Source organism: Micromonospora echinofusca (genome assembly GCF_017614955.1).
GTDB classification, from domain to species: Bacteria; Actinomycetota; Actinomycetes; order Mycobacteriales; family Micromonosporaceae; genus Micromonospora; species Micromonospora echinofusca_A.
This window is the reverse complement of the sequence record NZ_WVUH01000002.1, coordinates 1-19402: the sequence shown is the minus strand read 5'-3', so window position 1 is coordinate 19402 and position 19402 is coordinate 1. Positions and strand designations below refer to the sequence as shown.

Here is a 19402-nt window from a genome sequence, read left to right as displayed (position 1 = left end):
GACCATAGTCAACCTCCGCCCACCTGCCCGCCGGCCCGGGTCCCGGGGTGGCCAGATAGTCTGGCGTTCCCATGTCCGAAGCCTCCACGCCCAGCGCCGCCGACAGTTCGCCGTCGTCGAGCCACCGCGAACTCACCGCCGCGCAGCGCAACGCCGTCGCCGAACTGCTCCGCGTCTCACCGGTCGCCGACGAACTGGGCCGCCGGTTCGCCCGCGCCGGCCACGAACTGCACCTGGTGGGCGGTTCGGTACGCGACGCCCTGCTCGGCCGCCTCGGCGACGACCTCGACTTCTGCACCGACGCCCACCCCGACCAGACCCTGCGGATCATCAAGGGCTGGGCCGAGTCGATCTGGGAGACCGGCCGGGAGTTCGGCACGATCGGGGCCCAGCGCGACGGGCTCCGGCTGGAGATCACCACCTTCCGTGCCGAGGCGTACGACCAGGTCAGCCGCAACCCCGTCGTCGAGTACGGCACCAACCTGGCGGACGACCTGAAGCGCCGCGACTTCACCGTCAACGCGATGGCGGTCAGCCTTCCCGACCACCGGTTCACCGACCCGTACGGCGGTCTCGCCGACCTGGCCGCCCGGTTGATCCGTACCCCCGGCACGCCCCGGGAGTCCTTCGGTGACGACCCGCTCCGGATGCTCCGCGCAGCCCGGTTCGCCGCCCAGCTCCGGTTCGCGGTGCACCCGGACGTCCGGGAGGCCATGGAGAAGATGGCCACCGATCTGGACCGGATCACCGCCGAACGGATCCGTGACGAGTTCACCAAGCTGCTCTGCGGCGCAGACCCGATCACCGGACTGCGGCTGCTGGTCGACACCGGGCTCGCCGACCGGTTCCTGCCCGAACTCTCCGGGCTCAAGCTGGAGATCGACGAGCACGCCCAGCACAAGGACGTCTACGAACACACCCTCACCGTGGTCAGCAACGCGGTGTCGCTGGAGGAGGACGGCCCCGACTTCGTCCTCCGGATGTCCGCACTCATGCACGACGTGGGCAAACCGGCGACGAAGGCGGTCGGCCCGGACGGCCGGGTCAGCTTCCACCACCACGAGGTGGTCGGTGCCCGGCTGACCAAACAGCGGATGAAGGCGATGCGCTACCCGAAGGACGTCACCGCGCAGGTGGTCGGGCTGGTCGGGTTGCACCTGCGGTTCTACGGGTACGGCCGGGGCGAGTGGACCGACTCGGCGGTCCGGCGCTACGTCACCGACGCCGGTGACCTGCTGCCCCGGCTGCACAAACTGACCCGCTCGGACTGCACCACCCGCAACCGGCGCAAGGCCGCCGCCCTCGCCGCCGACTACGACGCGCTGGAGCAGCGGATCGCCCGGATCGCCGCCGAGGAGGACCTGGCCCGGGTCCGTCCGGACCTGGACGGCAACGCCATCATGGAACTGCTCGGCGTACCGCCCGGTCCGATCGTCGGCCGGGCCTGGAAGCACCTCAAGGACGTACGCCTGGAGCGTGGCCCGCTGGACCGGGACGAGGCGGAGGCCGAGCTGCTGCGCTGGGCCCGCGCCGAGGGCCTGGTCGACTGACCTGCGGACGCGAAGCGCCGTCCGGCCCGGAGCGGGAAGAGCCCGCTGAACGGGGAAGCGCCGCCCCCGAGGTCGGGGACGGCGCTTCCGTGGTACCGGACTAGCTGCCGATGCCGGCGGTCGGCTTGCCGTTACCGCTGTCGGTGACGGCAGCCGTCGCGCCGCCCAACCGGGCCAGCAGGGCGGGCAGGTCGATCCCGGTCAGGTCGGTACCGAGCTGGAGCCCCTGCGCGACGTTGCTCGCCACCGACTTGGTCAGCGACGACGCGCCGTCGGTGGAGATGACGGTCATCTTGTCGATCGCGCTCATCGGCGCGCTCGCCGCCTCGACCACCTGCGGCAGCACCTTCACCAGCAGGTCGAGCACCGCCGCCTCGCCGTACGCGGCGAACGCCTCGGCCTTGCGGGCCATCGCCTCCGCCTCGGCCTGCCCCCGGGCCAGGATCGCGGCGGCCTCCGCCTGACCCTCCCGCTCGACCGCATCCGCGATCGCGGTACGCCGACGCTGCTCGGCCTCACCCTCCTTGGCGCCCTCGATCGCGTTCGCCTCGGCCAGCGCCGCCCGGCGGGCCCGCTCGCCCTCACCGGTGAGCCGGGCCTGCTCGGCGGCGGCCTGTGCGGCGGCGATGGTGGCCTGCCGCTGCGCGTCGGCGTTCAGCACCGCCGCGTTGCGGGCCGCCTCGGCCTCCTGCTCGACCTTGTACCGGGCCGCGTCGGCCGGCTTGCGCACCTCGGTGTCCAGCTGGCGCTGCTTGAGCTCGGCGTTGCGCTCGGCCACCTTCTGCTGCTCGGAGAGGATGGCCTGGTCCCGTTCGGCCTGGGCGAGCGGCCCGGCCGCCGCCGACTTGGCCTTGGCGGCATCGATCTCGGCCTGGATGTCGGCCTGCTTGAGCGCGAGGTTCCGGTTGGCCTCGGCGATCTTCTCCTCGGCGAGCAGTCGTTCCTGTTCGGCGGCCTGCCGGGCGCGGGCCTCGGCGATCGCCGCGTCCTTGAGGACCCGGGCCGCCTCGGGCCGGCCGAGGTCTTGGAGGTAGGACCCCTCGGCGAAGATGTCCTGGAGCTGGAAGGTGTCCAGCACCAGACCCTGGTTGGTCATCGAGTGCTCGGCCTCCTCGGCGACCGCGCTGGCGAAGGCCGCCCGGTCCCGGATGATCTCCTCGATGGTCAGCCGGCCGACGATCGACCGCAGCGCACCGGCCAGCACCTCCCGGGTGAACTCGTCGATCTCGGCCTGCTGGTGCAGGAACCGCTGGGCGGCGGCCCGGATCGCGTCCTCGGTACCGCCGACCTTGACGATCGCGACGCCCTGGAGCTTCGCCCGGATGCCCTGCTTGCTCACCGCACCCTGGATCTCCACGTGGATCCGGCGGCTGGACAGGTCGAGGGTCTGGAGTTTCTGCACGACCGGCAGGACGAAGACGGAGGCACCGAGGACGACCTTCTGGCCGGACATGTCGGTGGAACGGACGCCCTCGGCGGTCTGCGTGGTACGCCCCTTGCGCCCGGTGACGATGAACGCCTCGTTCGGCCCGGCCACCTTGATCCGGGAGAGCACGAACATGACGAGAACGATGAGGAGGAGTACCGCGCCGCCGATGGCGATGAGCAGTGGCATGTGACCCTGTTTCCGGTTCTGTCGTAGGAATTCAGTACGTCTCGACGTGCACGCTGGTCTCGCTGAGCGACTCGACCACGAAGACCTGCGCCCCGGTCGGGACGGGCCGGTCGGCGCGGGCGTTGAGCTTCACCGGCTGACCGGCGACGCGTACCCGCACCTCGCCGTAGCCGTTCGCGGGGATCGGGGTGACCACCACGCCCAGCGCGCCGACCAGGTCGTTACGGGTGGGCGTGGCGTCGGTACGCATGTCCCGGGCGGCCCGGCTCAGCTTCGCGGCGAGCCAGGCGGTCGGTACGGCGGCGAGCAGCCCGAGGCCGACCGCACCGGCGATCTCGGCCGGGCTGTCCCCGCCGAGCAGTTCGTTGGCGATCGCCGCCCCGAAGCCCAGTGCACCGGTGAACCCGGCGGCCACCTCCAGCGGCACCGGGCCGTCCACGTTGGGGTTGGCGAGGTGCAGCAGCTCGGCACCGAGCAGGGCGAGGGTCAGCACCACCACCCCGACCCCGCCGATGATGAGAAAGACCAGCGTCGCCGTCGCCATGGCCCGCACGGTAGCCACCGTCGGCAACTCCGGCTCCGTGCACGCCAAGATCGCGCTACATCATGAAAGTAGGGCCCTTGTGGTCGACGTCAGGCCCCTGGCCCGGTGGCTCGACCTGGTGGAGGCGGTCGTGCTGATCGACGCGATGCTCGCCCGCCGGGTCACCACTCGCGACGTGCTGCGGGAGTACGCGCCGGGCCGGGCCGGTCAGCGGGGCTGGCGACTTCTGCCGCGTGCGGTGCACCTCGCCGATGCCGGCGCCGAGTCGCCGCAGGAGTCCCGGTGCGGGTACGGCTGGTGCAGGCGGGGTGAACCGCTTCCGCCGGATGCCGGCCGCTGTCGACGGACAGGCCGGCCCCTGTCGGCGGGGAAGCCGTCAGGAGAGGCCGGACGCGGCTGGGGAAGAATGGGGCGATGCGTTGGACCGTGGTCGACTCCCCGATCGGCGAACTCTCCGTGGCAGTCGACGACGTCGGAGTGTGCGGGGTGCACTTCGGGCCGGTCGAGGCGGCCGTCGAGGCGGCCGACGCCGTTCACGACCCCCGGTTGGCGGCGGTCACCGCCGAGTTGCGGGCCTACTTCGCCGGTGAGTCGACCGGGTTCACCGTGCCGTTGTCGGTGCGCCGGGGGTCGGAATTCGAGCGGGCCGTCTGGCGGCAGATGACCCTCATCCCGTACGGCGAGACCCGCACCTACGGTGACGTGGCGAAGGCGGTCGGCGACCCCGGGGCGGCCCGGGCGGTCGGGGTGGCCTGCAACCGCAATCCGATCCCGGTGATCGTGCCGTGCCACCGGATCGTCGGGGCCGGTGGGAAACTGGTCGGCTTCGGTGGCGGGCTGCCCCGCAAGGTGCAGTTGCTGGAGTTGGAGGCCCGGGTCGCCCTGCAACGTGCCTGGAGCTGAGCTGCCGTCGTACCCGGGAAGACGACGAACCGACGCGAAGGGCCGGGTCCGCGCGGACCCGGCCCTCGACGGAGGTTGTCGACCCGCGTCAGCGGTCGATGTCACCCTTGATGAACTCCTCCACGGCCTGGTGGGCGTCGTGGTCGGCGTACTGCACCGGGGGGGACTTCATGAAGTAGGACGAGGCGGAGAGGATCGGGCCGGCGATCTTCCGGTCCAGCGCGATCTTCGCGGCCCGGACGGCGTCGATGATGACACCGGCCGAGTTCGGCGAGTCCCAGACCTCCAGCTTCAGCTCCGCGTTCAGCGGGGTGTCACCGAAGGAACGACCCTCCAGGCGGATGTACGCCCACTTGCGGTCGTCGAGCCACGGCACGTGGTCCGACGGGCCGATGTGCACGTCGCTCTTGGCCATCTCGTGCGGTACCTGGGAGGTGACCGACTGGGTCTTCGAGATCTTCTTCGAGACCAGCCGGTTGCGCTCCAGCATGTTCATGAAGTCCATGTTGCCGCCGAAGTTGAGCTGGTACGTGCGCAGCAGCTCGACGCCCCGGTCCTCGAAGAGCTTCGCCAGCGCGCGGTGCACGATGGTCGCGCCGACCTGGCTCTTGATGTCGTCACCGACGATCGGCAGCCCGGCGTCGGTGAACTTCTGCGCCCAGACCGGGTCGGAGGCGATGAAGACCGGCAGCGCGTTGACGAAGGCGCAGCCCGCGTCGATGGCGGCCTGGGCGTAGAACTTGTCGGCCTGCTCCGAGCCCACCGGCAGGTACGAGACGACGACGTCGACCTGCGCGTCGCGCAGTGCCTGCGCCACGTCCACCGGCTCGGCGTCCGACTCCTGGACGATCTCGCGGTAGTACTGGCCCAGGCCGTCGAAGGTCGGGCCGCGCTGCACGGTGACGCCGGTCGGCGGCACGTCGCAGAGCTTGATGGTGTTGTTCTCGCTGGCGACGATCGCCTCCGCGAGGTCCATGCCCACCTTCTTGGCGTCCACGTCGAACGCCGCGACAAATTCCACGTCCGATACGTGGTAGTCGCCGAAGGTGACGTGCATGAGACCCGGGACGCGGTCGTTCGGGTCGGCGTTCCGGTAGTACTCCACGCCCTGCACGAGGGACGAGGCGCAGTTACCCACACCGACGATGGCGACGCGGACGGAGCCCATCGCGTTTGCCTCCTTCTTCTTCATCACGGCCGCTCTTCCCTGGACTCTCCAGGCGGAGACGGGCTGTTGTCTTCTCGTCCGCCACCGGCCGACCCGGTTGGCGGGACCGTCGGGGCCCGGCCGGAACGCTCGTTGGCGATGAGCTCCTCCAGCCAGCGGACCTCGCGCTCGCAGGCGTCGAGCCCATGGCGCTGTAGTTCGAGGGTGTACGCGTCGAGGCGCTCCGCAGCCCGACCCAACACGTCCCGCAGTCCCTCGCGGCGTTCCTCGATCTTGCGGCGGCGGCCCTCCAGGATCCGGAGGCGGGTCGCCTGGTCGGTGCGGGCGAAGAACGCGAAGTGCACCCCGAAACCGGTGTCGTCGTAGGTCTCCGGTCCGGCCTGCGCGATCAGCTCGGCGAAGCGTTCCTTGCCCTCTGCGGTGATTTTGTAGACCACCCGGCCACGCCGGCTGGTCAGTGCGGGAACCTCCTCCGCCGTCGCGGGCGTCTCAGCGGCCTCGACGATCCAACCTGCGGCCTGGAGGCGGCGCAGGGTCGGGTAGAGCGAGCCGTAGCTGATCGCCGCCCGGATCGCCCCCAGCTTGGCCGTAAGCTCTTTACGCAGCTCGTAGCCGTGCATCGGGGACTCCTGGAGCAGGCCGAGGATCGCGAGCTCAAGCACCGCATCCCCTTCCTTACCCCGGCTGTCCGCCGGTAACCCGGCCGCGATGTATCGGGCCGATACATCGCACGTTAATACCTCGATGGCGAGCAGGGCAAACCCCCGAATCGAAACCGGCGTGTCACAGCCTGTTACGGCGGTCGCCTCGATCCGGCGGACCGCGTACCCTTTCCGGCATGCGAACGCAGCGCCAGGTGGTCGACTACTCGCTACAGAGGCGGTCGGTGCTGCGTGAGGTCCAGTCCGGACGGATCGGTACGTACGAGGTCTGTGACGCATCCCCCTACCTGAAGAACGCTGCCCGGTTCCATGGCGAGCCGACCGAGGAACGCTGCCCGATCTGCCGGCAGGAGAACCTCACCCACGTCCACTACATTTACGGCGACGAACTCAAGCAGTCCGCCGGACAGGCCCGGGCACTGAGCGAGTTGGCCGCTCTGGCGATGACGCTGCGTGAGTTCCAGGTCTTCGTCGTGGAGGTGTGCCGCAGCTGCAACTGGAACCACCTCGTCGAGCAGTACCTGCTCGGTCGGGACTGGCCCGGAGAGCCCGGCGACCACCCGGGGGACGTGGTCGATCCGGGTGCGGCGGTGGGCAGCGCCCCGGACGCCCCCGGTCGGGGGACGACGAGGGCCAACCGTCCGGCCCGGCGAAGGCGAGAGGCGCAACGGTGAGTGGACTTCGACCGGCCGGCACCGGCGACCGCGCCGGAGGCCGGAGCGTTCGTCCACGCGTAGCCCGGATTAATCTGTTTCACTCAGTTGTTCTGGTTCAGGCCCAATGATCCAACAGACGCGGCCAAGTGTGGCCTGGCTCACGGCAAACCGGTGGTGGCGCTACTGCGCCCCGCCGCGACCGGCAGGGTGTGAGGAATGAATTCGTACGGCGATCCCAGTGCTCCGCGTGGGCGGGCCCAGATCCCCGGATCGAACGGTGATCCCGGCGCGGGGGCGGACGACGCCTACCGGCGTCCGGCGACACCCCCGGGTGCCGCCCCCAGCGGTCGTGCCTCGGTCGGTTCGGCCCGGGTGGGTGGCTCGGCACCCGCTCCGCGCGGCTCCGCCTCGCCGCCGTCCGGTTCGGCTCCGGTCGGCCCGGCCTCCGGTTCCGCCCCGGCCGGGCGGGCCCGGACAGGTCGGGCGAGCGTACCGGTCTCCCCGGCGCCCGGTGGCGCACCGGCAGGTCGGGCCCAGGTGGGCGGCTCTGCCGGTCGGGCGTCCGTCGGTGCTGCCCCCGCCGGTCGGGCCTCGGTGGGGGGTGCGGCACCTGCCGGTCGTGCCACGGTCGGGGCCGCGTCCGTCGGCAGCGCTGCGGTGGGCGGCGCGCCGGCCGGGCGGGCCCAGGTGGGTCGGGCGACCGCCGGCCGGGCCGCCGTCTCCCCGGTGTCGCCGGGTGCGCCGGGCGGTGGACCGGGTGGACCCGGCGGACCGACCGGACCGGGTCGGCGCAGCCGTGCTGCCGGCGATCCGGACGCGGTCCGCCGGTCGAAGAAGCGGCGCCGGATCAACCTCCTGATCGCCAGCTTCGCGGTGTTCATCATGCTCGCCGGGATCGGCGTGGTCGGGTTCACCTACTACTCGACCAACGTGGTCCTGCCGAACAAGCTCAAGACCCCGCTGGCCTCCACGATGCTGGCCAGCGACGGCAAGACGCTGTTGGCGAAGCTGGGCGAGCAGAACCGCACGATGGTCACGATCAACCAGATCCCCAAGGTGATGCAGTACGCGGTGGCTGCGGCCGAGGACCGTAACTTCTACGACCACTCCGGTGTCGACTACAAGGGCATCGCCCGGGCCGCGTGGAACAACTTCACCGGCGGCAGCAAGCAGGGTGCCTCGACCATCACCCAGCAGTACGCCCGCAACGCGTACGACAGCCTCAACGAGGACACGTACGGCCGGAAGGTGAAGGAGGCGATCTTCGCCTCCAAGTTGAACGACGAGTACACCAAAGACCAGATCATGGAGTACTACCTCAACATCATCTACTTCGGTCGCGGGGCGTACGGCATCGAGGCGGCGGCGCAGACGTACTTCAACAAGTCGGTGAGCGCGGTGACCCCGTCCGAGGCGGCCGTGCTGGCCGCGCTGATCAAGCAGCCGGTCCCGCAGAAGGGCGGCCACCAGGGCTACGACCCGGAGATCAACCTGCCCGAGGCGCAGAACCGGTGGAACTACGTCCTCAACGGCATGGTCGAGAAGGGTTGGCTGGACCCGGCGGAGCGGGCCAAGGCCGAGTACCCGACGAAGACCCTGCGGAGTTCCAAGTCCGGAATCGGCATCGACTACGGGATCAAGACGCCGAACGGCAACATCATCAACTACGTCAAGGCCGAGATGAAGCAGTTGGGCGTCTGCACCGACGACCCGGCGAAGATCACCGAGAAGAAGCCGAGCTGCAAGACCGCGCTCCAGGACGGTGGCTACAAGATCACCACCACCATCGACCCGAAGATCCAGAACGCGGCGATCAAGACGGTGCAGCGCAAGAGCAAGGGCTCGGAACTCTCCGACCAGCCGGCGAACCTGATGGCCGCCCTGGTGGCGGTCCACCCGAAGGACGGTCGGGTGCTTGCCTACTACGGCGGTGACGACGGCACCGGCACCGACTTCGCCGGGAAGAACACCGACCCGGCCGGGAAGGTCTACGGCGGCCACCCGCCGGGCTCCACCTTCAAGATCTACACCCTGGCCGCCGGCCTGGAGCAGGGCAAGTCGCTGGAGTCGATCTGGAAGGGCAAGGCTTTCACCCCGGAGGGCGTGACCTACAAGGTCAGCAACGCCGGCAACGACAACCCGCAGTGTGGCAATGCCTGCACGCTGGAGCACTCGACGCTCAAGTCGTACAACGTGCCGTTCTACTACATGACGATGGACATGGGCGCGGACAAGGTGGTCGACGTCGCCAAGCGGGCCGGCATCACCACCATGTGGGGCAACGACGAGAAGCCCTACGACCTGACCACCAAGAGCGCCAAGGACCTCACCCGCGACCCGTTCGACTACCCGGTCGCCTACGGCCAGTACCCGATCACCGTGCTCGACCACGCCAACGGGGTGGCCACCTTCGCCAACAACGGCGTCTACAACAAGGCCCACTTCGTCATCAAGATCGAGAAGCAGGAGGCCGGCACCGGCAGGTGGAAGCCGGTCGCCGGTGAGCAGCTCAAGTCGAAGCGGGTGATCAAGGCCGACGTGGTGGCCGATGTGACCTCGGTGCTGAAGAAGTACCCCGGTCAGGTCAGGCACACCCTGGCCAACGGCCGGGAGGCGGCCAGCAAGACCGGCACCTGGGAGTTGAACGCCAACAGCGACGACAACGCGCACGCCTGGATGATCGGCTACACCCCGCAGATCGCCACCGCCGTCTGGGTCGGCAACGAAAAGGCGCAGAAGGCGATCAAGCTGAAAGACGGAACGAAGATCAGCGGCGGCAACCTGCCCGGCGACATCTGGGAACGCTTCATGGAGGAAGCCCACAAGGGGATGAAGAAGGAGGAGTTCCCGCCGGCGGCGAACATCGGCGACCCGAACTCCGGTAACGGCGAACGGCCACCACCGCCCACCGCGGCTCCGCTCCCGCCGGGCTGCCCGAACCCGCTGCTGCCGATCTGCCAGAACCCGGGTGGCCCCAACCCGGGCAACCCCCCGGGGCCGGGTAACGGCGGGCCGGGCGGTGGCACCCGGGACGGCGGCGGTCTCCTACCGTCCCCGACCGCTACGACCCGGGACGACTGACCCAACTGAAAATTCACCCCAGCGGCGGCCGGACCACTGTCCGGCCGCCGCTGGCGTTTCCCGGCGTACGCGACACGTCACCACAGGGCTGACGCGGGGGCACCGGGTACGGCAGGATGCCTGTTCATGAGCGTGCAGTCGTCGTCCGGCATCGACGAGGTTGACAAGACCGACCATCCGTCGCGCTCCGACGGGTTCGTCCGGGGTGCCGCCGAGCTGATCGGCGGCCCGCTCGGCGACCACGCGGTCGGCATCGACCGGCCCGCCGGTCGGGAGAGCCGGTTCTGGACCGCCAGCCGGATCGTGCTGGCCCTGGTCTGCCTCACCCTCGCCCTGCACTGGGTGCAGAAGTCGCCCTGCCAGGACGGTGCCTGGCAGAACAACGTCCAGTACACCCGGTTCTGCTACACCGACGTGCTGGCGCTCTACTACGCGGAAGGGCTCAACGAGGGCAAGGTCCCCTACCGGGACCACCCGGTCGAGTACCCGGTGGTGACCGGCTACTTCATGGGTGCGCTCGGCCTGCCCGTGCACAGCCTCGGCGAGTCCCGCCCCGAGCTGAACCAGGGCATGTGGTTCTACAACCTGAACGCCCTGGTGCTCTCCGCGCTGGCGGTGGCGACGGTCGCGGTGATCCTGTCACTGCGGCGCCGGCGCCCCTGGGACGCGGCGCTCTTCGCGCTCTCCCCGGCCCTCGTGGTCACCGCCACCGTCAACTGGGATCTGCTGGCGATCGGCTTCGCCGCCTTCGGCCTCTACGCCTGGGCCCGTCGACGACCCGCCGCCGCCGGCATCCTGCTCGGCATAGCCGGCGCGGCCAAGATGTGGCCGCTGTTCATCCTCGGTCCGATCCTCGTGCTGGCGGTACGCGCCAACAAACTCCGGGCCGCGCTGACCGCGCTCGGCACCGCAGCGGCGACGGTGATCCTGGTGAATCTGCCGGTGGCGCTGCCGTACCGGGAGAACTGGGACCGGTTCTTCGAACTGAACACCACCCGGCCCATCGACTGGGGCACGCTCTGGTACATCGGGCGGTACCTCGATGGGAAGATCAACATTTTCGGTGAGCCGGGCAGCCAGGGTCCGTTCCAGTGGCTCGACGGGCACGTCGACCCCACACTCAACTACCTGTCGTACGCACTGTTCGGGCTGGCCTGCCTCGGCGTGGCCGCGCTCGCCTGGCTCGCCCCCCGCCGCCCCCGCGTCGCCCAGCTCGCCTTCCTGGTGGTCGCCGCGTTCCTGATCTTCAGCAAGGTGTGGTCCCAGCAGTTCAACCTCTGGCTGCTGCCGCTCATCGTGCTGGCCCGGCCGAAGTGGGGCGCGTTCCTCGCCTGGCAGTTCGCCGAGATCTGCTACTTCGTCGCCTTCTACGGCGAACTGCTCGGCGCCGGCACGGGCAAACCGGTCTTCCCGGAGGGGGTCTTCGTGCTGGCCGCCACGCTCCGGCTGACCACCGTGGTCGTGCTCTGCGTGCTGGTGATCCGGGAGATCCTGCACCCGGAGCAGGACGCGGTACGCGCCACCTATTCCGACGACCCCGACGGGGGCGTACTCGACGGCGCCCCAGACGCGCCATGGAGTCATCACAGCAGGCTGTCGCTATTCATCAGTCGTAGCAGATAGCTCTGGGAAGATGTTGCAGGGTGCCGGTAGAGCGCCGACACCCAACTAGGAACCCGTTAGTGCCTGTAGTACCTGCAAGCTGTCTGGCAAGTCTGTTCCTGCCACACCTCGCCGTGAGTTTCATCTGCCACGAGAATCGTAACTACCGGAATTCCTCCGACAATGCTGCTTCCATCCAGAGTGACGTCTCCGGGGTATACATACTTTCCTGAGGTCGTGCTATTGCACCACCGACTTGTGGTAACATCCAAGAAATCCGAGTCAGCGTCGTCGTACTGGTAGGCGGTGAACGCAATTCTGCCGCATTCTCCAGCCCTCAGCCACATTGTGATGCCACTGAAGGTGACAGATCTGTTGAGCCAGTTGATGTTGCCGGAGGCTTGGATTGCAGAGGCGCCGGAGCTGAGGTGAACGTATTCCTCGTAGAAATAGGTGTCTGTTGCCATGGCGGGAGAAGCTGCAGTTGCCGCGATGGCCGTTGAGCAAACTGCCACTGCTGTCAGCCGGGCGAGCGTCTGTCGGATGCGCACGTCGATCATGCCTCCATGGCGTGAGGTGAGCAGGAAGCTCACAAAAGATGCCTTGGTGTCAGCATAGACATTACTCAATGCCGTCGAGTGGTGTCAACATGTAATCGCCACTGGTAAGCATCCTTCAAGCGGGCCTTTGTTGCTTTGCCCGATTTGGTCGCGTAGCCGCTTGCTTCCGTGCTTCTATGCATTCGGCCGCCTTGGCCTTTTGCAGATTGAGGTGCCAGGCGGTCGCTAGCCATGAGGTGGGTCAGCGCCTGGCGTTGTTGTGTCCGTTTCTTGCTCGAATGAGGGATGACAATTTTCTTAGTTGTATCTGAAATTGTCTGCAGGGAAAAGTCAGCTACTACGGCATCAGCCGGTAGACCACGGCCTGGCCCATGTCCTCGCGGGTGATGCCCATCCCGTCCACCGGCAGGTTGACCGTGGCCTCCCACGGCGTACCGCCCAGGTGGTCCCGGAGCAGCACCACGTTGCGTACGCCGAGCGTCCGCAGGTACTCGACGCTGGTCGGGTCGGGGAACGACTGGGTGACCCGGCGGACGTCGCTGAGCTGCTGCGGGGTGAAGCCGCTGCCGCCGTTGACGACATCCTGGAACCGGCTGGTCGTCCAGAGCATCACCGGCTGGTCGAGGCTCCCGTTGCTCGGCAGCACCAGCATCGGCCCCTCCACCGACCGCATCGCCGCCGGCTGCTGCGGCACCACCGGATGCGGGGTGTTGTTCAGCCCTTCGACCAGGACCAGCATCAGCGGCAGCAGGGTGGCCAGGCGCAGCCACGGGCCGGGCCACGGCGGGATCCGTTCGGCGGCCAGTTCCCGTACCCGCATTGCGAAGGCGGTGAGCGCACCGGCGGCGAGCAGACCGAGCAGCAGGGTCGTCCAGAGCATCAGCCGGCCGGGGGTACGCAGCCCGTCCCAGCCGGGCAGATGCTCGAAGAGCGGCACGTAGGTGAAGGTGCCGCCGAAGAACCTGGTACCCATCGCGAGGATCCCGGTCACCAGCACGCCGGCCAGCAGGAACAGCCGGTGCCGCAGCTTCCAGACCGAGAAGAACAGCCCACCGGCAGCCAACGCGTAGAGCGCGAAGCCGGGCAGCAGGGTCATCTCCGGCGACCAGGGCAGGCCGGCCCGGGCGCCCTCGTGCAGCGAACCCCACACCCGGGACTCGCCCGGAGCGGTGAGGAACCCGCTGGCCGGGGGCGAGAACATGTCGATGTCCCCGAGGGTCCGCCGGGCGTACGGGTGCAGTTCGGTGACCTTGAAGTAGGGGACTGCCAGCAGGGCACCGGTCGCCGCGAACGCCAGCCCACCGAAGACGTCGGCCAGCAGCAGTCGTACCCCGAACGGCCGCCGGCCCGTCCGGAGGAAGAACCGCCGGACGTACCAGGTGACGACCGCCACGAGGGTGAGCAGCCCGAGTACGTAGGCGAACGGCAGTCCGATCCCGAATCCGAGACTGAGCTGCCAGGCGGCGACCAGCCAACCGGTGAACGCCCAGCCGGCGTGCCGCCGGGCGGGGCGGTAGCCGTACCGGAACGAGTAGCCGTGGCCCCGGGCCAGCATGGCCAGCGCCAGCGGGATGCCCCCGTTGGACAGTACGTGCAGGTGACCCGCCTGGGCGAGCAACCAGGGCGCGTAGGCGAAGCTGACCCCGGCCACCGCGCCGCCGATCCGGCCCGCGCCGAGTTGCCGGGCGAGCGCGTACGCCCCGAGCGTGGCCAGGGCGTGCGCGAGTACGAAGAGGATGTTGTAGCGCAGGACGGCGGCCTCGGGGCCGGTGCCGATCATGCCCGCCGGTGCGTACCCGAGCAGGGTGTCGGAGAAGGCGAAACTCCACCGCTCCGGGTAGAAGGTGTTCGCCTGCCAGAGCTGGTTGGGGTCGGTCAGCAGGATGTGCCCCGACCAGGCCACCTGCCACGCCTGGAGCGTCGGGTCCCAGTAGTCCTGCGGGATCGTGTAGAGCGGGTAACGCAGCGTGGGCCAGGTCATCAGTACCGCGAGGACCAGTGCCCCGACGACGGCGAGGGTCCACTCGTGGATCAGGAAACGGCCCAGGGCGCGGCCGACGCGTCGCAGTCGGGTCGGAACCGGCTCGGGGGCGGGCGCGAACGCCGCCCACGGGTCCGCATCGGTGGCCGTCTCCTTCGCGGCTCCGTCCTTCTTCTCCTTCTTCTCCTTCGTCTCCTGCTTGTCGTCGACGGAAGTGTCGTTGCTGGTGCCGGCTCCGGTGCTGTCGGCCCCGTCCTTGCCGGCTTCACCCTTGCCGGTCTCGTTCTTGCCGGCCCCGCCGTTACCGGTCGTGTCCTGGCCGGCCCCGGATCCGTCCCTGGTGGCCTGGTCACCCGTGGTGGCAGCGCCGGTCGGCTCCGGGCTGGTCGGCTCCGGGCCGGGCTTCTCTCCGGCCAGATCGCGGCTGGCCGGCTTCTCCTCGGTCGTCATGCCAGCCGGTCCCCGATGCCGGTCTGACCGCGCAGGAAGGTGATGTCGGCGGCCTGTCCGGTGGCCCCGCCGGGGGTTTCCACGATGACCGGGGCGCCGGCACCCCGGATGACCGCCAGGAGCAGTTCCGGGTCGATGGTGCCGCTGTCCAGGTTGTCGTGCCGGTCCGCACCGGAGCCGAACCCGTCCCGGGAGTTGTTGGCGTGTACCAGGTCGATCCGTCCGGTGATCGCCTTGACCCGGTCGACCAGGTCGAGCAACTCCTCGCCACCGGCGTGGGCATGGCACGTGTCCAGGCAGAACCCGGCCCCGTACTCACCGACCACGTCCCAGAGCCGGGCCAGGGCGTCCAGCCGGCGGGCGCAGGCGTTCTCGCCGCCGGCGGTGTTCTCGATGAGCACCGGCGTGGCGAAGCCGCCCGACTCCGCCGCGTAGGCGAACGTCTTCCGCCAGTTGTCGAACCCGACCGTCAGGTCGTCGCCCGCGTTGACGTGCCCGCCGTGCACGATCAACCCACGGGCGCCGATCTCCGCAGCGGCTGCGGCATGGGCGACCAGCAGCTTCCGGCTGGGGATCCGGATCCGGTTGTTGGGCGTCGCCACGTTGATCACGTACGGCGCGTGCACGTAGACATCGACCTCGGCGGCACGCAGCCGGTCTGCGTCGTCCCGGGGCTGCGGCGCCTTCCAACCCTTCGGGTCGGAAAGGAAGAACTGCACGGCGTCCGCCGCTCTGGCTGACGCCTCGGCGAGCGGGTCGGCTGAATCGACGTGGGCTCCGATGCGCATGCCCGCGAGCCTACGTCCCCGGCCCGACCATCGGGGGTACGGAGCACGCCCGATGGCCGGGCGGCGTCACCGCAGCCGCCTGCCGTCGTTACCCCGGGTGAGATCGACGGCCTGCTCTTGGCGGGCCGGCAGGGGACCATCGACGCCGAGCCCGGGAGACGGACGTGCCGCTGTCGCCACTACGACGCCGCGCCGACACCGACTGCACCGGGTTCGGCAGGGGGAACGCGCCGCTGGCGGCGGTACCGGGGACCGGGGAGTTCCCGGCCGCGACGGTCCGGCTGCGGATGGTCCTGGTGGATCCGGGCGCTGTGCCCGGACGACCCTCCGCCGTGCGGCCCGGTGCGGCGGAGGGCACCACCCTTCCGGATCAGTTTGGACAATTACGGTGATTAGCCCTAACTGCCCCCAGATTCGTAGTAGCGTGAAATAACAACACGATAAGCTCCGCGGGGCGTCCCCGGTCCAACCTCATCGGTGTGGTCGTTCCTCCCCAGGTCCCACCCAACGAATGCGGACGGGACGCCCCGCGGCTCCGGGTACCGGAGGGCTTCCGCGCCCCGCTCACGGCGGGCCGGGAGCCCTCCGTCGTACCCCGTGGGGTGGGGAACCGGTGGCCGTGACCGGTCGTACCCGCCGGTTCGACCGCCCGACTGAGAGTGATCGTTTGCGCCGGGTATCCTTGCCGGGTTGTCCGAGTCCGCCTGGGTTCCCCCACGGTCGGTCGGACCACGACGCACGACCTCCTGCCACGGAAGGACCGTGGCCGCCAGCCCATAGGAGGTGAGAACGTCTTGCGTCATTACGAGATCATGGTGATCCTCGACCCCAGTCTCGAGGAGCGCACCGTCGCCCCGTCGCTCGACACGTACCTGAACGTGATCCGGACCGCGGGTGGCTCGGTGGAGAAGCTCGACGTGTGGGGCCGCCGGCGCCTCTCGTTCGAGATCAACAAGAAGGCCGAGGGCATCTACGCCGTCATCGACCTGCAGGCCACGCCTGCGGCGGTGGCCGAGCTGGACCGTCAGCTGCGACTCAACGAGTCCGTGCTGCGCACCAAGGTCATCCGGCCGGAGACGCGCTAACCGCGCCTACCCGGCACGCCCGGATCAGCCTCATCGTCCCTGTCGTACGGCTCTGGCAGCCTGACCGGCAGAGACTGATGAGTGCGCGAGGAGATGGTCATGGCAGGAGACACCACCATCACGGTCATCGGCAACCTGACCGATGACCCCGAGTTGCGGTTCACCCCCTCCGGCGCTGCGGTCGCCAAGTTCCGGGTCGCTTCGACGCCCCGGTTCATGGACAAGGCCTCCGGCGAGTGGAAGGACGGCGAGCCGCTGTTCCTCTCGTGCACCGTTTGGCGGCAGGCCGCCGAGAACGTTGCCGAGTCGTTGCAGCGGGGTGCCCGGGTGATCGTGTCGGGCCGGCTGCGCCAGCGGTCCTACGAAACCCGCGAGGGTGAGAAGCGCACCGTCATCGAGCTGGAGGTCGACGAGATCGGCCCGTCGTTGCGCTATGCCACGGCCAAGGTTCAGAAGATGTCGCGCTCCGGTGGCGGAGGCTTCGGTGCCTCCGGCGGCGGTCAGGGCGGCGGCGGTAACTTCGACGACCCCTGGGCCTCTGCGGCCCCGGCCTCCTCGCGGTCCGGTTCGGGCGGCGGAAACTTCGACGAAGAGCCCCCGTTCTGATGGCACCCAGCGCCCGAGATCGCAAACCAGGAGCAAGAGCAATGGCAAAGGCTGCGGCACTTCGCAAGCCGAAGAAGAAGGTGAACCCGCTCGACAAGGACGGGATCACCTACATCGACTACAAGGACACCGCGCTGCTGCGCAAGTTCATCTCCGACCGCGGCAAGATCCGCGCTCGGCGGGTGACCGGCGTCACCTCGCAGCAGCAGCGGCAGATCGCCCGCGCGGTCAAGAACGCCCGTGAGATGGCGCTCCTGCCGTACACGGCCACGGCCCGCTGAGAGGAGGCACCGGAATGAAGATCATCCTCACCCAGGAAGTATCCGGTCTCGGTGCCCCCGGCGACATCGTCGAGGTCAAGAACGGTTACGGCCGGAACTACCTGCTCCCGCAGGGCTTCGCGATCGCCTGGACCAAGGGCGCCGAGAAGCAGGTCACGCTGATCAAGCGGGCGCGTTCCGCCCGGGAGATCCGCGACCTCGGCCACGCCAACGAGGTCAAGACCCAGCTCGAAGCCCTCAAGGTCAGCTTGAAGGCCCGGGCCGGCGAGGGTGGCCGGCTCTTCGGCTCGGTCACCCCGGCCGAGATCGTCGACGCGGTGAAGGCCGCCGGCGGTCCCGCCCTCGACCGGCGCCGGCTGGAACTGCCCGGCCACATCAAGTCGATCGGTGCCCACGCGGTGCGCGTCAAGCTGCACCCGGAGGTCACCGCCAAGTTCGACCTGAACGTCGTCCAGGGCAAGTAACACCCGCACCACCAGCAGGGGCCGCACCGTCGGGTGCGGCCCCTGCTGTCCTTCTGGAGCGACCGGCGATGGTGCGCCGCGTCAACCGAGCGGCTGACCGCTGATCGCGCTGTACAGCAGGGTGGAGATGCCACCGCCGACCACCGCAGCGGCCAGGCCGACACTTCCCGCCCGCCAGCCCGTGCTCAACCAGCGCAACACCACCGCCGTCAGCAGGCTGGTGAGCAGAGCCAACCCGAACTGCTGCGCACCGCCCAGCATGGACTCCACCGCAAAGGCCCGGGGGGACGCGCAGCCACCGCCGGTCACATCCGTCACGCAGCCCGTCGGCACCCGGGCGTCCAGGGTGAACAACCAACCTACGAGGAGTACCACCGGCAGCAGGTAACAGGCGACCGTGTAGAGCACCGCAGCGAGTACCCCACCGGTCGGTTCCTCGTCGGACGGCTCCGGGGTACCCCGCCGCCCGCCTCCGGACGAACCGGATGCCGGACGCGGACCCGGTCGGGTGGACCGCTCCGGGGCGACGACGGGCCCGGCGCGGCCCGGCACACCGGACACCGCCTCCGGTGCGGGAGGCTCCTCCGGGAGCGGCCAACTGACCACCGGGGAACGGGGTGCGGAGGCCGGTGTCGCCATCCACCTGGGGTCGTCGCCGGCCAGCCGGGTACCGGACCAGAAGGTGTCCGTCCGGTCACTCCACGGCACCAGCCGCCCGTCGCTGTCGTCGTACCGCCCGGCCGGGCCGGTGCCGTCGCGCCACGGGCCGGTGTCCGGGTGGCGGTCCCACCGCCCGTCCCCGCTGGTCCGGTCCTGCCAGTCGACCGGCGTCGGCGCCTCCCACCCGTCCGACGTCGACGAACCCGGCTCGGCCTCCCCGGACGACGGTAGGTGTCCGGCGTGCCGGGCGGCGATCCGCCACTCAGCGGTGTGGTCGGCACGCCGACCACCTGGAGCGGTGGACGGTCCACCCCAACCGGTGGTCCCGCTGACGTTCTGCCAACCGTCGGTGGTCTCGGCGGTCAGCCGGGTGGAACCCTTGTCGAACCACCCCGGGGCCTCCTCGGTCGGGTCGCTGTCTGCCCAGTCGGGACCGTGCCGCTGCCACCAGCCCGCCTCGGGAGCGGAGCCGGCCCGGTCGGTGGCCCGGTCGGCGGCGCGGTCGGTGGCGCGGGGACGGCCGTCGACGCCGTCGGCCCTCGACGACCCCGGACCGGCGGCACGACCGGCGGTGTCGGCTCCGGAGGCCCAGGAGGGCAGGTAACCGTCGGCCGGCGCCCGTTGACCCCGTTCCACCGCTCGTCGACGGCTCGGGGTCGTCCCGTAGCCGGCGCCGGGACGGTGGTACCGGTCGGTCGGGTCGGATGTCGGGTACCGGCCGGCCGGGTCGGGGGCGGGGTACCGGT

The 19402-nt window shown here is 69.7% G+C and carries 17 protein-coding genes; 9 read left to right on the top strand and 8 right to left on the bottom strand.

Annotation, left to right across the window (positions count from 1 at the left end; genetic code table 11):
• Positions 1–71: 71 nt before the first annotated feature.
• The gene (locus tag GSF22_RS00500; protein WP_208810582.1) at positions 72–1550 is read left to right on the top strand and encodes a CCA tRNA nucleotidyltransferase; all 1479 of its coding nucleotides are present in this window, start codon (positions 72–74) and stop codon (positions 1548–1550) included.
• A 100-nt stretch (positions 1551–1650) separates the two neighbouring features.
• Here GSF22_RS00500 and GSF22_RS00495 read toward each other — a convergent pair whose 3' ends face one another.
• Both GSF22_RS00495 and GSF22_RS00490 read right to left on the bottom strand, forming a co-directional pair.
• Positions 1651–3165, bottom strand: a complete 1515-nt coding sequence (locus tag GSF22_RS00495) for a flotillin family protein (RefSeq protein WP_208810581.1) — start codon at positions 3163–3165, stop codon at positions 1651–1653.
• A 31-nt stretch (positions 3166–3196) separates the two neighbouring features.
• Positions 3197–3709: a hypothetical protein gene (locus tag GSF22_RS00490; protein WP_208810580.1), complete on the bottom strand. Its 513-nt coding sequence runs from the start codon at positions 3707–3709 to the stop codon at positions 3197–3199.
• Positions 3710–4123: 414 nt separating this feature from the next.
• Between GSF22_RS00490 and GSF22_RS00485 the strand changes: the two genes are divergently transcribed.
• Positions 4124–4612 carry a methylated-DNA--[protein]-cysteine S-methyltransferase gene (locus GSF22_RS00485; RefSeq protein WP_208810579.1) on the top strand — a complete coding sequence of 163 codons (489 nt, stop codon included), beginning with the start codon at positions 4124–4126 and terminating at the stop codon, positions 4610–4612.
• A gap of 88 nt (positions 4613–4700) precedes the next feature.
• Here GSF22_RS00485 and GSF22_RS00480 read toward each other — a convergent pair whose 3' ends face one another.
• Complete coding sequence (locus GSF22_RS00480) at positions 4701–5780, bottom strand: inositol-3-phosphate synthase (protein WP_208810578.1); 1080 nt, start codon at positions 5778–5780, stop codon at positions 4701–4703.
• Positions 5781–5803: 23 nt separating this feature from the next.
• A complete protein-coding gene (locus GSF22_RS00475) occupies positions 5804–6442 on the bottom strand; it encodes a PadR family transcriptional regulator (RefSeq protein WP_208810577.1) in 639 nt (212 codons plus the stop codon).
• Between the two features lie 176 nt (positions 6443–6618).
• Between GSF22_RS00475 and GSF22_RS00470 the strand changes: the two genes are divergently transcribed.
• The 3 genes from GSF22_RS00470 (at position 6619) to GSF22_RS00460 (ending at position 11802) form a co-directional block, all read left to right on the top strand.
• On the top strand, positions 6619–7116 hold the full coding sequence (locus GSF22_RS00470) for a DUF5318 domain-containing protein (RefSeq protein WP_208810576.1): 498 nt from the start codon (positions 6619–6621) through the stop codon (positions 7114–7116).
• 198 nt (positions 7117–7314) lie between these two features.
• Positions 7315–10179: a transglycosylase domain-containing protein gene (locus tag GSF22_RS00465; RefSeq protein ID WP_208810575.1), complete on the top strand. Its 2865-nt coding sequence runs from the start codon at positions 7315–7317 to the stop codon at positions 10177–10179.
• Positions 10180–10305: 126 nt separating this feature from the next.
• Complete coding sequence (locus tag GSF22_RS00460) at positions 10306–11802, top strand: glycosyltransferase family 87 protein (RefSeq protein WP_208810574.1); 1497 nt, start codon at positions 10306–10308, stop codon at positions 11800–11802.
• Positions 11803–11858: 56 nt separating this feature from the next.
• On the opposite strand, the gene GSF22_RS00455 is transcribed toward GSF22_RS00460, so the two are convergent.
• The 3 genes from GSF22_RS00455 to GSF22_RS00445 form a co-directional block, all read right to left on the bottom strand.
• The gene (locus tag GSF22_RS00455; protein WP_208810573.1) at positions 11859–12374 is read right to left on the bottom strand and encodes a hypothetical protein; all 516 of its coding nucleotides are present in this window, start codon (positions 12372–12374) and stop codon (positions 11859–11861) included.
• A gap of 304 nt (positions 12375–12678) precedes the next feature.
• The gene (locus tag GSF22_RS00450) at positions 12679–14772 is read right to left on the bottom strand and encodes a hypothetical protein (RefSeq protein ID WP_244365650.1); all 2094 of its coding nucleotides are present in this window, start codon (positions 14770–14772) and stop codon (positions 12679–12681) included.
• Positions 14769–15560: a deoxyribonuclease IV gene (locus GSF22_RS00445; protein WP_208810572.1), complete on the bottom strand. Its 792-nt coding sequence runs from the start codon at positions 15558–15560 to the stop codon at positions 14769–14771. Before GSF22_RS00445 ends, GSF22_RS00450 begins: the two co-directional genes overlap by 4 nt.
• A 794-nt stretch (positions 15561–16354) precedes the next feature.
• On the opposite strand from GSF22_RS00445, the gene rpsF reads away from it, so the two are divergent.
• The 4 genes from rpsF to rplI all read left to right on the top strand — a co-directional run bounded on the left by rpsF (position 16355) and on the right by rplI (position 17996).
• On the top strand, positions 16355–16645 hold the full coding sequence (rpsF, locus tag GSF22_RS00440) for a 30S ribosomal protein S6 (RefSeq protein ID WP_208810571.1): 291 nt from the start codon (positions 16355–16357) through the stop codon (positions 16643–16645).
• Between the two features lie 81 nt (positions 16646–16726).
• Positions 16727–17251 carry a single-stranded DNA-binding protein gene (locus GSF22_RS00435; protein WP_208810570.1) on the top strand — a complete coding sequence of 175 codons (525 nt, stop codon included), beginning with the start codon at positions 16727–16729 and terminating at the stop codon, positions 17249–17251.
• Positions 17252–17292: 41 nt separating this feature from the next.
• Positions 17293–17532: a 30S ribosomal protein S18 gene (gene rpsR / locus GSF22_RS00430; protein ID WP_007073789.1), complete on the top strand. Its 240-nt coding sequence runs from the start codon at positions 17293–17295 to the stop codon at positions 17530–17532.
• A gap of 14 nt (positions 17533–17546) precedes the next feature.
• Positions 17547–17996, top strand: a complete 450-nt coding sequence (gene rplI, locus GSF22_RS00425; RefSeq protein ID WP_208810569.1) for a 50S ribosomal protein L9 — start codon at positions 17547–17549, stop codon at positions 17994–17996.
• An 81-nt stretch (positions 17997–18077) separates the two neighbouring features.
• Here the strand turns inward: rplI and GSF22_RS00420 are convergent.
• Positions 18078–19402 (bottom strand): hypothetical protein (locus tag GSF22_RS00420; protein WP_208810568.1); only part of this gene is annotated, 1325 nt, incomplete at its 5' end.

What these genes read in the sequence shown, in the direction of transcription:
- GSF22_RS00500 (WP_208810582.1), top strand. Translation starts at nt 72, where the DNA reads ATGTCCGAAGCCTCCACGCCCAGCGCCGCCGACAGTTCGCCGTCGTCG.
- GSF22_RS00495 (WP_208810581.1), bottom strand. Translation starts at nt 3,165, where the DNA reads ATGCCACTGCTCATCGCCATCGGCGGCGCGGTACTCCTCCTCATCGTT.
- GSF22_RS00490 (WP_208810580.1), bottom strand. Translation starts at nt 3,709, where the DNA reads ATGGCGACGGCGACGCTGGTCTTTCTCATCATCGGCGGGGTCGGGGTG.
- GSF22_RS00485 (WP_208810579.1), top strand. Translation starts at nt 4,124, where the DNA reads ATGCGTTGGACCGTGGTCGACTCCCCGATCGGCGAACTCTCCGTGGCA.
- GSF22_RS00480 (WP_208810578.1), bottom strand. Translation starts at nt 5,780, where the DNA reads ATGGGCTCCGTCCGCGTCGCCATCGTCGGTGTGGGTAACTGCGCCTCG.
- GSF22_RS00470 (WP_208810576.1), top strand. Translation starts at nt 6,619, where the DNA reads ATGCGAACGCAGCGCCAGGTGGTCGACTACTCGCTACAGAGGCGGTCG.
- GSF22_RS00465 (WP_208810575.1), top strand. Translation starts at nt 7,315, where the DNA reads ATGAATTCGTACGGCGATCCCAGTGCTCCGCGTGGGCGGGCCCAGATC.
- GSF22_RS00460 (WP_208810574.1), top strand. Translation starts at nt 10,306, where the DNA reads ATGAGCGTGCAGTCGTCGTCCGGCATCGACGAGGTTGACAAGACCGAC.
- GSF22_RS00450 (WP_244365650.1), bottom strand. Translation starts at nt 14,772, where the DNA reads ATGACGACCGAGGAGAAGCCGGCCAGCCGCGATCTGGCCGGAGAGAAG.
- GSF22_RS00445 (WP_208810572.1), bottom strand. Translation starts at nt 15,560, where the DNA reads ATGCGCATCGGAGCCCACGTCGATTCAGCCGACCCGCTCGCCGAGGCG.
- rpsR (WP_007073789.1), top strand. Translation starts at nt 17,293, where the DNA reads ATGGCAAAGGCTGCGGCACTTCGCAAGCCGAAGAAGAAGGTGAACCCG.
- rplI (WP_208810569.1), top strand. Translation starts at nt 17,547, where the DNA reads ATGAAGATCATCCTCACCCAGGAAGTATCCGGTCTCGGTGCCCCCGGC.